The organism is Streptomyces litchfieldiae, assembly GCF_031845365.1.
GTDB classification, from domain to species: Bacteria; Actinomycetota; Actinomycetes; order Streptomycetales; family Streptomycetaceae; genus Streptomyces; species Streptomyces litchfieldiae.
Map to the genome: position 1 here is coordinate 295,185 of NZ_JAVREL010000006.1, position 12,479 is coordinate 307,663.

At 73.6% G+C, this 12,479-nt stretch carries 14 protein-coding genes; 7 read left to right on the plus strand and 7 right to left on the minus strand.

What is annotated here, in order from left to right:
* Positions 1 to 10: 10 nt before the first annotated feature.
* On the minus strand, positions 11 to 649 hold the full coding sequence (locus tag RM590_RS13645; protein ID WP_311704783.1) for a response regulator transcription factor: 639 nt from the start codon (positions 647 to 649) through the stop codon (positions 11 to 13).
* A gap of 26 nt (positions 650 to 675) precedes the next feature.
* On the minus strand, positions 676 to 1,785 hold the full coding sequence (locus RM590_RS13650; protein WP_311704784.1) for a sensor histidine kinase: 1,110 nt from the start codon (positions 1,783 to 1,785) through the stop codon (positions 676 to 678).
* 130 nt (positions 1,786 to 1,915) lie between these two features.
* Between RM590_RS13650 and RM590_RS13655 the strand changes: the two genes are divergently transcribed.
* A complete protein-coding gene (locus RM590_RS13655) occupies positions 1,916 to 3,787 on the plus strand; it encodes a protein-arginine deiminase family protein (protein WP_311704785.1) in 1,872 nt (623 codons plus the stop codon).
* 68 nt (positions 3,788 to 3,855) lie between these two features.
* Here the strand turns inward: RM590_RS13655 and RM590_RS13660 are convergent, their stop codons facing one another.
* A complete protein-coding gene (locus tag RM590_RS13660; RefSeq protein WP_311704786.1) occupies positions 3,856 to 5,364 on the minus strand; it encodes a helix-turn-helix domain-containing protein in 1,509 nt (502 codons plus the stop codon).
* Between the two features lie 190 nt (positions 5,365 to 5,554).
* Between RM590_RS13660 and RM590_RS13665 the strand changes: the two genes are divergently transcribed.
* The 5 genes from RM590_RS13665 to RM590_RS13685 all read left to right on the plus strand — a co-directional run bounded on the left by RM590_RS13665 (position 5,555) and on the right by RM590_RS13685 (position 8,900).
* On the plus strand, positions 5,555 to 6,004 hold the full coding sequence (locus RM590_RS13665) for a hypothetical protein (protein ID WP_311704787.1): 450 nt from the start codon (positions 5,555 to 5,557) through the stop codon (positions 6,002 to 6,004).
* Between the two features lie 101 nt (positions 6,005 to 6,105).
* On the plus strand, positions 6,106 to 6,687 hold the full coding sequence (locus tag RM590_RS13670) for a GNAT family N-acetyltransferase (RefSeq protein ID WP_311704788.1): 582 nt from the start codon (positions 6,106 to 6,108) through the stop codon (positions 6,685 to 6,687).
* Positions 6,688 to 6,772: 85 nt separating this feature from the next.
* Positions 6,773 to 7,312 carry an ATP-binding protein gene (locus RM590_RS13675; protein ID WP_311704789.1) on the plus strand — a complete coding sequence of 180 codons (540 nt, stop codon included), beginning with the start codon at positions 6,773 to 6,775 and terminating at the stop codon, positions 7,310 to 7,312.
* 10 nt (positions 7,313 to 7,322) lie between these two features.
* On the plus strand, positions 7,323 to 7,466 hold the full coding sequence (locus tag RM590_RS13680; protein ID WP_311704790.1) for a hypothetical protein: 144 nt from the start codon (positions 7,323 to 7,325) through the stop codon (positions 7,464 to 7,466).
* Positions 7,467 to 7,790: 324 nt separating this feature from the next.
* Positions 7,791 to 8,900 (plus strand): serine hydrolase domain-containing protein, encoded by a 1,110-nt coding sequence (locus tag RM590_RS13685; protein WP_311704791.1) that lies wholly within the window; start codon positions 7,791 to 7,793, stop codon positions 8,898 to 8,900.
* Positions 8,901 to 8,921: 21 nt separating this feature from the next.
* Here RM590_RS13685 and RM590_RS13690 read toward each other — a convergent pair whose 3' ends face one another.
* The 3 genes from RM590_RS13690 to RM590_RS13700 form a co-directional block, all read right to left on the minus strand.
* Positions 8,922 to 9,320: a nuclear transport factor 2 family protein gene (locus RM590_RS13690; protein ID WP_311704792.1), complete on the minus strand. Its 399-nt coding sequence runs from the start codon at positions 9,318 to 9,320 to the stop codon at positions 8,922 to 8,924.
* Positions 9,321 to 9,366: 46 nt separating this feature from the next.
* On the minus strand, positions 9,367 to 9,714 hold the full coding sequence (locus RM590_RS13695; protein ID WP_311704793.1) for a hypothetical protein: 348 nt from the start codon (positions 9,712 to 9,714) through the stop codon (positions 9,367 to 9,369).
* Between the two features lie 481 nt (positions 9,715 to 10,195).
* Positions 10,196 to 11,119 (minus strand): SDR family NAD(P)-dependent oxidoreductase, encoded by a 924-nt coding sequence (locus RM590_RS13700; RefSeq protein ID WP_311704794.1) that lies wholly within the window; start codon positions 11,117 to 11,119, stop codon positions 10,196 to 10,198.
* 66 nt (positions 11,120 to 11,185) lie between these two features.
* On the opposite strand from RM590_RS13700, the gene RM590_RS13705 reads away from it, so the two are divergent.
* The gene (locus RM590_RS13705) at positions 11,186 to 11,566 is read left to right on the plus strand and encodes a hypothetical protein (protein ID WP_311704795.1); all 381 of its coding nucleotides are present in this window, start codon (positions 11,186 to 11,188) and stop codon (positions 11,564 to 11,566) included.
* 110 nt (positions 11,567 to 11,676) lie between these two features.
* On the opposite strand, the gene RM590_RS13710 is transcribed toward RM590_RS13705, so the two are convergent.
* A complete protein-coding gene (locus RM590_RS13710) occupies positions 11,677 to 12,447 on the minus strand; it encodes a calcium-binding protein (protein ID WP_311704796.1) in 771 nt (256 codons plus the stop codon).
* Between the last annotated feature and the right edge of the window lie 32 nt (positions 12,448 to 12,479).

A 12,479-nucleotide genomic window follows, 5' to 3' on the forward strand; every position in this document is an offset into this window, starting at 1 on the left:
GTCGTTGCTCTCAGGGGCGGGCCAGCCCGGAGGCCCAGGCCCACGCGGCGACGGCGACCCGGTTCCGGGCGTTCAACTTCCGCTGCACGGCCGCCAGATGGGTCTTGACCGTGCCCTGGGTGACATGCAGCTCGGCGCCGATCTCCGCGTTGGTGAGCCCCCGGGCGACCAGCCGCACAACGTCGGTCTCCCGCGCCGTGAGGGCGGAGGGGTCCGGCACGGGCGCCGGGTCCGGCAGGGGCAGCCCGCGCAGCAGCCGCGCCGTCAGCGACGGACTGACGAGGGTGTCACCGGCCATCGCTGCCCGCACCGCCTCGACCAGCAGCGTGGGGCCCGACCGTTTCAGCAGATACCCGGCGGCCCCCTCGCACAGCGCCGGGCCGAGAAAGGCGTCGTCGTCGAAGGTGGTGACCACGACCACGCGATGGCCGTCCGGGGCGAGCCGCCGCACCACCTCCAGGCCGTCCAGGCCCGGCATCCGGATGTCGGCCAGCACCACGTCCGGCCGCAGCCGGCGGGCCATCTCCACCGCCGCCAGCCCGTCGGCGGCCTCGCCGACGACCGTCATGTCCGGCTGCGCGTCCAGCACCAGCCGGAACCCGTGCCGCACCAGCTCCTGATCGTCCGCCACCAGCAACGTGATCGCCATGCCGTCCATCCTCACGGGTCGGGCGGTCAGGCGTCCGGCCAGGTGGCCGCGGTCCGCCAGCCGCCCGTCCCGGTCGGGCCGGCGGCGAGGGTGGCGGCCTGGGCCGCGAGGCCGCGGCGCAGCGCCTCCAAGCCCCGGCCCCCACCGGGTGCGACGGCCCGGGAGGGGGAGCCGGCCGGCGCGGAGTTGACCACGCTCACCGTCAACGCCGCCCCCTCGCGCCGCACCGCGACCCGGACCTCCGTCGCCCCGGGCGCGTGGCGGCGCACATTCGTCAGGGCCTCCACCACCACCCGGTGCGCCAGCGCCGGCACCTCGCCGACCCGCGGGTCGAGTTCCAGCTCCACCAGGCCCGGACTGCCCTCCCGGAAGCGCGCCACCGTGGCGGCCAGAGCCGTCAGGGCCGGCCCGTCGGGCTCGTCGGCCCCGCCCGCGCTCTCCGCGTCCAGCATCCGCACGGTCCGGTCCAGGGTCCGCATCGCCCGCAGACCGGCCTCCTCGATGCGCCGCAGCGTCGCGACCGCCCCCGCCGCGTCCCCGGCGTTCACCACCTGGCCCGCCTGGGCCTGCGCGAGCATCCCGCTCACCTCGTGAGCCACGAAGTCGTGCAAGTCCCGGGCCAGTCCCAGCCGTTGCGCGCGGCGCGCCTCCGCCACCGCCCGCGCCCGCCGCCCGTCGAGCGCGCCCAGGTATCGCCCGGCCGCCAGGACGGTGACACCGGCCAACGCCGCCAGCAGGCAGATGACGGCCAACTCCGCCGCGTCCGACGGCGGTTCGAGCCGGGGGCCGATGCGCAGCGGCAGCACGGCGACCGCCGTGACCAGCAGCCCGCACCCCGCCCACGCGCGCCAACCGGCGGCGCGCCGGGCGACCGGCACCAGCAGCGCCAGCAGCCCGGCGGTTTCCACCAGCCACCACGGCCCGACCTCGTTCCCCGCCGGGCCCCGGTAGCCGGCGGTCGCGGCCAGCGACACGACGGCGGCCGACGGCCCCACATCCCACCGCCGCAGCAGCGCCGAACCGGCGGCCAGCGCGGCGGGCAGCGTGATCAACGGGCCGGCCACGGGCAGCGCGACGACCGCCCACACCGCCGACCCGGCCGCCAAACCGCCGCGGGCCACCACCGAGATGCGCATCCCGTCAGGCTACGAGTCGGCCACCGGCACCGCCTCTGCCAAAAGGCAGAGATCAGGGCCGAGGACCGGGCCGCGATACCCGTCGATGTGCCGATCCGCGCCCGGCACCGGCCCCGAGAGGCTGACGCCCATGTCACAAGCAACCACGTCTCGCCGCATACCTCGGCGTCGGCCGCTCGCCGTCGCCGCCGCGGCCACCGCGACGGCCGCCGTCGCGGGCATCGCCGTCGTTCAGCTCTCCGGCGCCGGGGCCGCCACGCCACCGGGCGCCACCCTGTTCGCCGACACCAACCGGGACGGCCGGCTCAACGGCGGTGACATGCGGGGGCGGAGCGCCTGGACCGACGACCGGGGCGCGCTGGTCATGCCCAACCTCGACGACAGCGCCGGGCGTTGCCCGACCCTCGCCGAAGACGGCTCCCGGCTCACCGACGACGAACTGGCCGCCTGCCACGACGCGTCCGACGAGCGGGTCAACGGCCCACTGGACGCCCTCGACCTGGCGCCGCTGCGGGTGGCCGCGCTGCCACGGGCGGGCTCGGACGCGTTCGCCACGATCACCGTGAACGCGGCCGCCGCGCCGCACGTTCGCCTGTTCCTCCACCGGCACGGGGAGTACACGCCACTCGGCCCGGACACCCGGCTCACCGGGGAACAACTGCGCTCCGGCGTCCGCCTGGCGCTGGAGGCCCGTGACCTGGTGCGCGATCCGGCGGAGTGGGACGGCCTGATCGACGTGACCTTGGAGGTGGTCGACGGCGACCGGACCAGCGGCGACACGGCCCGGCTGCGCGTCGCGCCTCTGATCCTCACCCACGACCTGCTGCCCATCGACCGGATGGTGATCAGCGACAACGGCACCACGCCTGAGGACGCCGAGCGCCACGGCTACGACCCGGAGGTCCCCGCCCGCCCGGTCGAGGACGGCGAGGAGGTCTTCCGCGCGGAGCTTGGCGCGGCGCTGGCCGGGGCCGGGCTCAACGACGACCTGCTGGAGTATCCGACCGGCGGCGACCGCTGGATGCGCGACCAGTTCATCACCGGCTACTTCGCGGTCCCCGGCCCCGACGGCACCGCGCACCGCATGCGGGTCCTGCTGCGCTCCGCCGACGTGATGCCCGAGGGCAGCAGCGCGGACTTCCCGCTGCGCGACGCCGGGCGCTCGGCGTTCACCGTGCTGCGCGGCCCGGGCACGGCCGTCCTTCAGCAGTACGACGCGGACCGCGTGGGCGACGACGAACACAGCGCGCTGTGGGGTTCGTTCAGCTCGACCGGCAACTTCCTGGTCGCCCCGCCGGACGAACGATTCCCGGCTGGGCGGGTGCTGTACGGCTCGAACCTCGAACTGGCCGCGCCGGACGCCACGTTCACCCGGCTGCTCCAGGCCCAGCACGAGCAGGAACCGCTGGCCGTGGACACGAGCTGGCTGGCCGTCGGCCATATCGACGAGTTCCTGTCCTTCGTGCCCGCCGGCACCGAACGCGGCTGGGCCGCCGTCGTGGCCGACCCCGAGCTGGGCCGTGACCTGCTCACCGAGGCCGGCGCGGACGCCCTGCTCGACGACGAGCGGCTGACGGCCGGCACCCGGCTGGCGGCGGCGGGCATCGACCGGGCGCTGGAGCTCCTGACCCGCGAACTCGGCCTGAGCGCCGAGGACATCGTCCGGGTGCCCGCGCTCTTCACCCGCCTGGACGTGCCGGGCCACCCGCGCCAGGACATCGTCGCCAACCACCTGCCGGCCGTGGCCAACGGCGTGGCGACCGGCACCCGCACCTTCCTCGCACCGGTGCCCCACGCCCCGGCCGACGCCACCGGCGAGGACGTCTTCCAGCGTGCCGCCGAGGAGGCCCTGGCGGCCGTCGGTGTCCGGGTGGCCTGGGTGGAGGAGTGGGACTACGCGCACGCGGTGGGCACCGTGGGCGGTGAGATCCACTGCGTCACCAACGCCCTGCGCGACCTCTCGGCGGCGCGGCCCTGGTGGCGCTCGCCCGGGCGGTCCTGAGGCGAAGAGCCGGGATTCCCTGCCACTTCGGTTCCCGCCTGGGCCCGTGCACCGCCCGGCACACGGGATCAGGCGGGCAGTGCGTCGGTGGCGTGCAGGGCGTGGACGAGGTCGTGCAGGCCGGAGCCGGTGGTGAGGAGGTCGCGGTTGAGGAGGCGTTCGGCGGTGCGCAGATGGTGGCGGACGGTGTTGCGGCTGACGCCGAGGCGCTGGGCCGTCCGTTGCGCGTCGGTGTTGACCTCGATCCAGGTGCGCGCCGTGGTGTGGACCCGGTCGACCTCCTGAAGCGGCCCGAGGAACGCCCGGGCCCAGGCGGTGGCGGCCGGGGTGCGGAGCAACGCGTCCAGGGTGGGGGCCGGCCGTTGCTCCGCCGCCCCGTCGGGGCCGGTCAGGGACAGGGCCAGGTCCACGGCGGCACGGGCGCGGGCGTTCCCCAGGTCCACGCCCAGCAGCTCGCCGGCGCGGCGGACGTGCGCGGCGACCGTGTTGCGGCTGATGCCCTGCAGGCGGGCCACGCCGGTGCGATGGAACGTCACGGCCAGGCGGATGATGTCGATCGTGGTCCTCGGCAGGGCGGCCAGCGGCCGCAGGAAGTCGCCGGCCCAGGCGAGGGCCTGCCGGCGGGGCAGCAGCCGGGCCAGCGGCACCTGGCCCCGGTAGGCGAGCACCCGGCCGGGGGTGTGGCGGGCGACGGCCAGGGCGTGCACGGCCTGCCCGTACGCGTCGGCCGTCTCCCGCAGCGGGTGCGGGTCGCTGATGCCGAGCGCGTAGTTCGGGTTCTGGCGGACCAGGCGGCGCAGCACCTCCCCCTGGCGGGCGGCGTCGGTCGCGCCCGGGTCGTCGGCGATGGGACAGATCAGGTTCCCGTTGAAGACGGGGCAGGGCACCATCAGGCCCGGCCCGTGGAAGCCGGAGGCGTCCTGGTAGGTCTGCGCGATCTGCTCGCGGTTGTCGGACCCGCAGTACAGCAGGTGGACCCGCACGCGGCCGGCGTCCAGCAGCGGCGGAACGGACCCGACGGTCATGCGGCGGGCCAGGGCGGGGTCCCCCGCCATCAGGGCCTGGAACACGGCGAAGCGCAACTGGAGCGCCTTCCGGTGGTAGCCGCGCGAGGTGGTGTCGGCTTCCCTGACGCGGCGCAGGACGTCGAGGACGCTGCCGGTGTGCGAGATCAGCGCGGCCGCGTCCTGCGGCACCGGGCCCGGGTCGGCCACGACCAGCACCGGGTGCGGGGCGCGGGGGCCGAGGGCCTCCAGGCGTAACCGGGTCTCGCCGACCTGGGTGGCGGCGGCGTTCGTGTCGCCGCGGGCCAGGCGCGCCAGGAGCGGAGTGAGCGCCTCCGCGGCCAGGACGTCGCGGGGGAAGCCGGCGGTGACCGCCTCGACGGTCCCCGCGTCGGCGACCAGCGCGACGTCCACGCCGGTCTGGCGGTGCAGCCAGTCCAGAACCTCCCGCGGATCGGCCTCGGAGTCCCGGGACGCCTGCCGCCGCAGGCGGCGCAGAAGTTCGTCCAACTGCTTGAGAAACGTGAGCTGATGGGCCGGCTCGCGCCCCGCGTCGATGATCCCGACCGCCATGTTCCCTCCCCTTGGAACGCCGTTCATGGGCGGTGTTGTCCCCATCCTGACCCACCGGTCGGCGCCGGATGTGGTCCACAACCTTGACGGGATCTGACCAGGCTTTGTGACACCGGCGGTGGGCACGGTGCCCAACACCGGCCGACGGTGCGGCTGATACGGTCAGCGGCTGGCAGATGAGGTGAAAAAGATGCCGTTGTCGATATCTGAGTCCGGCTGGGGTCTGATCGCGGTGGCCGCGACGGCGTTCTTCATGGTCACGATGCGAGCCATGATCAAGGAGCTGAAGGCCGCCGGCGAACAGCGGCGCACGCCCGTTCAGCAGACCGAGCAGGGCGGGCGGACGTCGTACGCCGTGGCCCTGGTGCTCGCTGCCGTCGTCCTGCTGGCGACCCGGCTGGGCTCCGAACCGGCCTCGGTGTTCCTCTTCCTGTACAGCGTCGCGTTCGCCGCCATCCCGATCGCCCTCTACCCGGTCCGCGGCCGGCTGATCGAGGCCTCCATCGCCCAACGGCAGAACCCCGACCTCAAGATCAAGACCGACCGGCTCATGACGGCGTGGATCATCGGATTCCTGTCCCTCGTATGCCTGGGAGCCACGCTCGTGCTGATGGGGACCGAGTACGGCACGGGCACCTGACGGCTGCCTGTCCCGCGCGCGGTCTTGACCGGGGCCGGTTGGGCAACGAGCGGTTGATAACGCGTTGTTCGGGCCCAACTGGCTGCGAGAGCATCCGGTGCATGGAAGAACCCGCCGAAATTCTCCGTTCCGACCGGGTTGAATTACGCCGGTGGCGCATGAGTGATCGTGGTGCCCTGGAACGGGCGATCCATGAGTCTCTGGACCATCTGCTGCCGTGGATGCCCTGGGCGGCCAACCGCGGCGAAGAGCAAACCGCTCACTTCCTCGCCCGGAACCAGGAGGAGTGGGAGAGCGGGCAGGCGTTCGGCTATGCGATCACGTCGGACGCGGCGGTGATCGGGAGCTGCGGCCTCTTCCGCCGCATCGGTGAGGGCGGCCTGGAGATCGGCTACTGGCTTCACCCCCAGTGGACCGGACGGGGGCTGGCCACGATGGCCGCCGCGGCTCTGGTCCGCCAGGGCTTCCTGCTGCCGGACATCGACCGCATCGAGATCCGTCACGACGCCGCCAACCGCGCCAGCGGCGCCGTCGCCCTTCGCCTGGGATTCACCGAGGTCGAACGCGTACAAGCACCTGAAGGGCCCGTCGCTCCCGGGGAAGTGGGGGTTGATGTCGTCTGGCGGATGACGGCGGCCCAATGGAGGGCGAGGACGGCCGAGGACGCTGGGCGAGCGCGCTGAGCAAGGCTTGTCCCGGCGTCCTCTGCCGGCGGTCACCGCCGTTGCCGGGTTACGCCCGGCGCATGTGTCCTGGGACGCTGCCGTCATGGATCACGTGGACGCGCTCCTCATCGGAGGCCGGGCCGGTGTCGGTAAGTCGACGATTGGCTGGGAGGTCTCGGCGCAACTGTGCGCCGCCGAGGTTGCCCACGCGATCGTCGAGGGCGACTTCATGGGGCAGGTCCACCCCGCACCGGAGGGCGACCCGGACCGTATGGCGATCACTGAGCGCAATCTGGCGGCGGTCTGGGCGAATTACGCTCGCCTCGGTCACCGGCGATTGATCTACACCCGAACCGTGTGCGTACTGCCCGAGCACGCGGGCATGTTCGAGCGCGTTCTGGGGGCGGACGCGCGCATCATCCGTGTCCTGCTCACCGCCTCGGACGAGACGGTCGTCGAGCGGCTGAAGGGGCGGGAGCTCGGCTCGCGGCTGGAGCGGGAGTTGGAGACCAGTGCCGTCAAGGGGCCGATGCTGGAGGAGCGGGTGCCGCCCGGCACCATCCGGGTGGCGACCGACGGCCGCTCGGTCGTCGACATCGCGGCGGAAGTCGCGGCGGCCTCCGGCTGGCTCGGCCGGCGATAAGTGTCCCGGCGTGTCGCGGAGTTACCGGGCGATCTTCCTCGCCGGGCCGACCTCCGCCCTGCTCCCCGACGACGCCACCGACCTGCACGTCCGGCTGCAAGCCGCCACCCGACCGGCGGTGCGCACGCCACGGCGCTCTCCGGGCGAAATGTGACTGTGTTGCCCAGAATGGGATCGTGTGTGCGCTTCTCTTGTCCAGGCGATCACCATGGCGGTTCTGCCTCCCGGCGTGTGCGCTGTCCGAGCCGGTGCGGGTGCCGAACGCGCGGGTGGCGCCGCCCGCGGGGCTGCCGCGGGATGCGCGGCGTGCCGCGTTGAACGTGCCGGCTCCTGCGGCGGGCGGCTCTGACGGCCGTCACAGCCCTCTCCGGGGGCCGCGGCGGCGCCGGCCTCGGAACTGGGCCGGACGGGGTACGCCACCAACCGTGGCGGCCGGGGTGGCCGCCGTGATCGGGGCCCCGGCCCGGGGCGGTTCCCGGTGACGGCGGGAAACGGCGGGACGCCCGGCGACGCCGCTCCACCGCCGCTGGACCGGCGGGCGGTGAGCCAGGCCCTGGAGGGGGTCATCGACGACAGCGCCCTCGGCGGGCTGATCCGGGTCACCACGCCCGACGGCGTCTGGGGGGCACGTGCCGGCCACGCCGACGCCGACCGGACCCAACCGGTCGATCCGCGCGGCTTCTTCCGCATCGGCAGCATCACCAAGACGATCACCGCCACCGTGGTCCTGCAACTCGTCGCCGAGCGCCGCATCGGCCTGGACGCCCCCCTCCAGCAGCACGTAGCGGGCCTGCTGCCTGCCCACTACCCGCCCATCACCGTGCGGCAGCTCTTGCAGCACACCAGCGGCGTTCCCAACTACCTGCCCCGGGTCACGGTCGATGCCGACCGGCTCATCCGCGACCGCTACCGCCGCCACACCCCCGAGGAACTGCTGACGGCGGCGCTGGCCCGGCCCCCGGCCTTCGAGCCCGGCACCCGCCTGGGCTACTCCAACACCAACTACGTGCTCCTCGGCCTGCTCGTCCGCGCCGTGACCGGACGCCGCTGGGACGAGGAGGTCACCCGCCGCATCACCGGGCCGCTCGGCATGACCGGCACGTTCCACCCCGGCGGCAACCCGGCCCTGCCCACCCCGCACGCCCACGGCTACACCCGCACCACCGACGGCCGGCTCATCGACATCACCCAGATCAACGCCTCCGTCTGGGACGCGGCCGGCTCCATGGTCGCCACGGCCGCCGACCTCGACACCTACCTGGCCGCACTCCTGTCCGGCCGGCTCGTGCCCGCGCCCCTGCTCGACGAGATGCTCACCCCGCACCCCCAACGGCTCCCCGAAGTGCCCTGGTTCGGCTTCGGACTGGGAGTCCAGCACCTCGCCGCGCCCGGCTGGGACGGGCCGGCCGGCATCCACGGCGGCGGTGGCTCGCTGCGCGGCTACACGAGCATGGCCTTCGCCACCCGCGACGGCGGCCGCCGCGTGGTGCTATGCCTGAACGTCACCACGGCCGACGAGATGCGGCCCGTCGAGAAGGCCCTCGCCGTGGCGCGCGCCGTCTTCGGCCGGAACCGCCCCCGACCGTGACACCAAGGCCGGGCGAGAGCGTCAGGACCTCATCGCGGACAGCAGCACGGAACGGTCGAAGAAGACCTCGTTCCTGGTGATCAAACCGTCCCGCAAGGTGACGGTGCACACACCGTCGCACTCGACGACGCCGCCCGCCGTGGGGATCACCGCGTGCCAGTAGTTGAGGAACCCCCCGTCCAGCGGCCGGGCCGCGGTGTTCGTCCACACCCACTCCGGATACCGCCCCAACAGCCGCCGAAAGTAGGACAGGATCTCCTCCCGCCCGCGCACGCCCCGGGGAACGGCCGGGTCGCGGTAGACGGCGTCGTCCGCGTAGAAGGCGGCAAGTCGCTCCGGGTCGTTCCCCGTCCACGCGGGCAGCCACCGCGCGGTGAAGGCCCGCGCCTCGGCCTCGCCGAGTCCGTCAAAACTCGTCATGGTCGCTCCTCCTCCGTCAACTGGCCCCGCACCGAACGAAGTTACTTCACGCCGCGCCGAACCAGTCACCGTGGGCGGACAAGGCGATCATGCTGAGCATCCACAGGAGCAGCAGCGCGTTGACGAAGCCGTTCCCCGCCAGGAGACGGAGCACGGACCGCTGGCCGCCCGCCGCCCCCGGCAGGCCGCGGAACGGGTGCGGCGTACCGCCCGCGAGGGCCGTTCGGCGGGCCATGGCCCGAGGGCCGCAGAAGAGCGCGCCGAAGCCGATCACCTCAACCCGAACCGGTCCCCACCCCGGCCGTCCGCGCGCCACCCGGGCGGTGAGCCGGCAGGGCAGGAACACGGTCGGCATCATGACGACGTAGCCGAACCGGGTGAACAGCGGCTGCACCTCGATGCCGGTGTGGTGCCGGAAGAGCGGGATGTACCCACCCCAACCGGGGGGCGTGCAGCAGATAGTGGTTGTGCAGGGCGGAGGTGTCGAGCAGCGGGTCCTGCCAGGAGAGCAGTGCCGCGCAGATCAGCGCGACGACGTCGAAGGTGAGCTCCCGACGGCGCAGCGCCCGGCGCGCCGCCCACCTGTGCCGGGCGGCGGGCGGTCGCACCCTACGGCTCTCCGTCCTCAACTCCCCCGGACAGACCGTCGTTTCGGGCCGTGCGGCGGACTTGGAGGTGCTGGAGTCTCTGGCGCGGGCCACGCGCCTGCGGGCGACCGCTCACCGCCGACTGCCTCCCCCCGCGGCGTCACGGTGGTGGGCCCGCCCTACGAGGCCCAGGACGCCGGGCAGGTCCTGGACCGCGTACTCACAGCTCACGACGTGTGTCGGGGGCCCGCCGTCGGGGCGTTCCGGTGAGCTCGCCGCGGCTGTCCGTCATCCCTTGAGCAGCCGGTCGCTCAGCTCCCAGAGCCGCCGCGCCGACTCGGGGTCGACGGCGTGCGGCTCGACGCCGGGCACGGCGACCGGCTCGGCACCGAAGGCGATGGCCGACGGGGCCTCATTCAGCGGTGCGATGTCGTTGTCCTTCAGATAGACGCCGCCGAACTCGGCCAGCAGGGGACTGGTCGCCGCGAACGCGCTGGTGCTGGCCGCCTGTCGCGGCGTCTTCAGCTCGCGGTCGGGGTCGACGACCGGCCGGCCGGACTCGTCGATCACTCCCATGGCCCGCAGCTCGGCATCGGTGATCCAGGGTGCCAGATTCGTGCCGAACGCAATGCCCGGGTGCACGGCATAGCCGCGGATGCCCTGCTCGGCCCAGCGCCGGTCCAGCTCGACGGCGAAGAGTACATTCGCGGTCTTGGACTGGCCATAGGCGAGCATGCCGTCGTAGCCGGCGGTGAAATGCGGGTCGTCCCAGCGGATGTCGGAGAGCACATGGCCACCGGATGACACGTTGACGACTCGGGCGCCGTGAGCGGCGCGCAGCGCGGGCAGCAAGCCCAGAGTCAACTGGAAGTGGCCGAGATGGTTGGTGGCGAACTGCGATTCATAGCCGCGGGCGTCGCGCACCAGCTCGCCGCCCATGATTCCGGCGTTGTTGACGAGGATGTGGAGCGGACGGCCGGAGTCGAGGTACCGGGTGGCGAAGGCGTCGATCGACGCCGGGTCGAGGAGGTCCAGTCGAGCGATCTCGACGCGCTCGGTCCCGTCCAGGGCGGGAGCCGCGCGGGAGGGGTCGCGCGAGCCGACGGTGACGGACGCGCCGGCCCTGCTGAGCGCACGGGTCGTCTCCAGGCCGAGCCACTCTGCGCTGGTCCGCCCGGACTCATCGTCGTCTATGTGCTCAGTGTGTGGCACACCCTGCTGTAAGGCACGAACGTCTGGTACGACGGCTCGTTCCGCACCCTGGTGTGGGCCCTGCACATGCCTCTCGCCACGCTCCTGTTCATCCGGCTGCTGGCGCCGGCGCGGCCCAGCGAACGGCTGCGGCTTCGCGGGGCCGGCCGGGAAGCGCGTCCGCTGCCGCTGACCGCTCGCCTGGCCGGCCGGCTCGCGGTCGTGGCCACCGTCGCCGGCCTGGCGGTCGTCATCATCACCGGGGCCGATGGTGGCCGCACCCCGGACGGTGCCTCCTCGGGCCTGTGGCCCGAACAGTGGGTGATCGGGGCCGGGCTGCTGGTGCTGACCCTCGTCCTCGTGGCCGTCATCCACCGCCTGCGTCCCGCGCGGCTCGCCACCGGGCGCGCGGCGGCGGAGCGCGGTGACGACGTCCGGCCCGCCGGCGAACTGGACCCCGCCGGCTGACCCTCGCGCTCCGCCGGGGCCGGGCGCGAGGCGGTGCCGTTCGTGCGCCTGCCTCGCGCCCCGCGCGTTCCGATCGAAACGCGCCGGTACCCGCCCGGACCGGCGGTGGGCTACTCGGTGATCTCGTCGGCGCCCGGGCCACCCCAGACGCGGTCGGTGCCCGGCCCGCCGACGATCATGTCGTCGCCCCGGCCGCCGGAGAGGACGTCGTCGCCCTCGCCGCCGTCGACGTGGTCGTCGCCGGAGCCGGCGGACACGAAGTCGTCGCCGCCGAACGCCTCGATGTGGTCGTTGTCGGCGCCGCCCCAGAGGTACTGGTCGCGGTAGTCGCCCATCAGGTGATCCATGCCGTCGCCGCCGTCCATGACGACGCCGCCCATGAGCATGTCGTCGCCGCCCGCACCGAGGACCACGCGCGCCGAATGGGCATGGAGCTCGTCGTCGCCCGCGCCGGCGTGCACGGTGGAGACCCCCGGCGCGTCGCTGAAAAACTGGTCGTCGCCGTCCCCGAGCAGCACCCGGATGCCGCCGGGCAGGTCGGCGTTCGCCGGCAGCTCGCACACGACGCGGGTCGCGTCGTTGGGGTCGGGCTGCGTGCAGTTGTCACCGGCCCGGATGGGGACCTCGTCGTTGAACGCTATCCGGCGCACGTCCGCGCTGGGGGGCATGTCCATGATCTGGAGATCATTGGCCTGCCCGGCGCCGGCGCGGTAGATGAGGGACTGGCCTCTCCAGTCGGCCGTGATCGTGGCCGTGGTGTCGGCGTCCGCGCCGGTGGCGCTGGCCGGCGTGATGGCCGAGCCGATGGCCAGCAGGGTCAGCGCCGTGGTGGAGAGCGCGGGGGAGATCCGTGACGGGAACATGGGTGCGTCCTCACTCATGAAGGGATGTCATGGACGTAGCAACTGTCCCG

Coding starts and splice junctions, on each gene's coding strand:
- RM590_RS13645 (WP_311704783.1), bottom strand. CDS start 649: ATGGCGATCACGTTGCTGGTGGCGGACGATCAGGAGCTGGTGCGGCAC.
- RM590_RS13650 (WP_311704784.1), bottom strand. CDS start 1,785: ATGCGCATCTCGGTGGTGGCCCGCGGCGGTTTGGCGGCCGGGTCGGCG.
- RM590_RS13655 (WP_311704785.1), top strand. CDS start 1,916: ATGTCACAAGCAACCACGTCTCGCCGCATACCTCGGCGTCGGCCGCTC.
- RM590_RS13660 (WP_311704786.1), bottom strand. CDS start 5,364: ATGGCGGTCGGGATCATCGACGCGGGGCGCGAGCCGGCCCATCAGCTC.
- RM590_RS13665 (WP_311704787.1), top strand. CDS start 5,555: ATGCCGTTGTCGATATCTGAGTCCGGCTGGGGTCTGATCGCGGTGGCC.
- RM590_RS13670 (WP_311704788.1), top strand. CDS start 6,106: ATGGAAGAACCCGCCGAAATTCTCCGTTCCGACCGGGTTGAATTACGC.
- RM590_RS13675 (WP_311704789.1), top strand. CDS start 6,773: ATGGATCACGTGGACGCGCTCCTCATCGGAGGCCGGGCCGGTGTCGGT.
- RM590_RS13690 (WP_311704792.1), bottom strand. CDS start 9,320: ATGACGAGTTTTGACGGACTCGGCGAGGCCGAGGCGCGGGCCTTCACC.
- RM590_RS13705 (WP_311704795.1), top strand. CDS start 11,186: ATGCCTCTCGCCACGCTCCTGTTCATCCGGCTGCTGGCGCCGGCGCGG.
- RM590_RS13710 (WP_311704796.1), bottom strand. CDS start 12,447: ATGAGTGAGGACGCACCCATGTTCCCGTCACGGATCTCCCCCGCGCTC.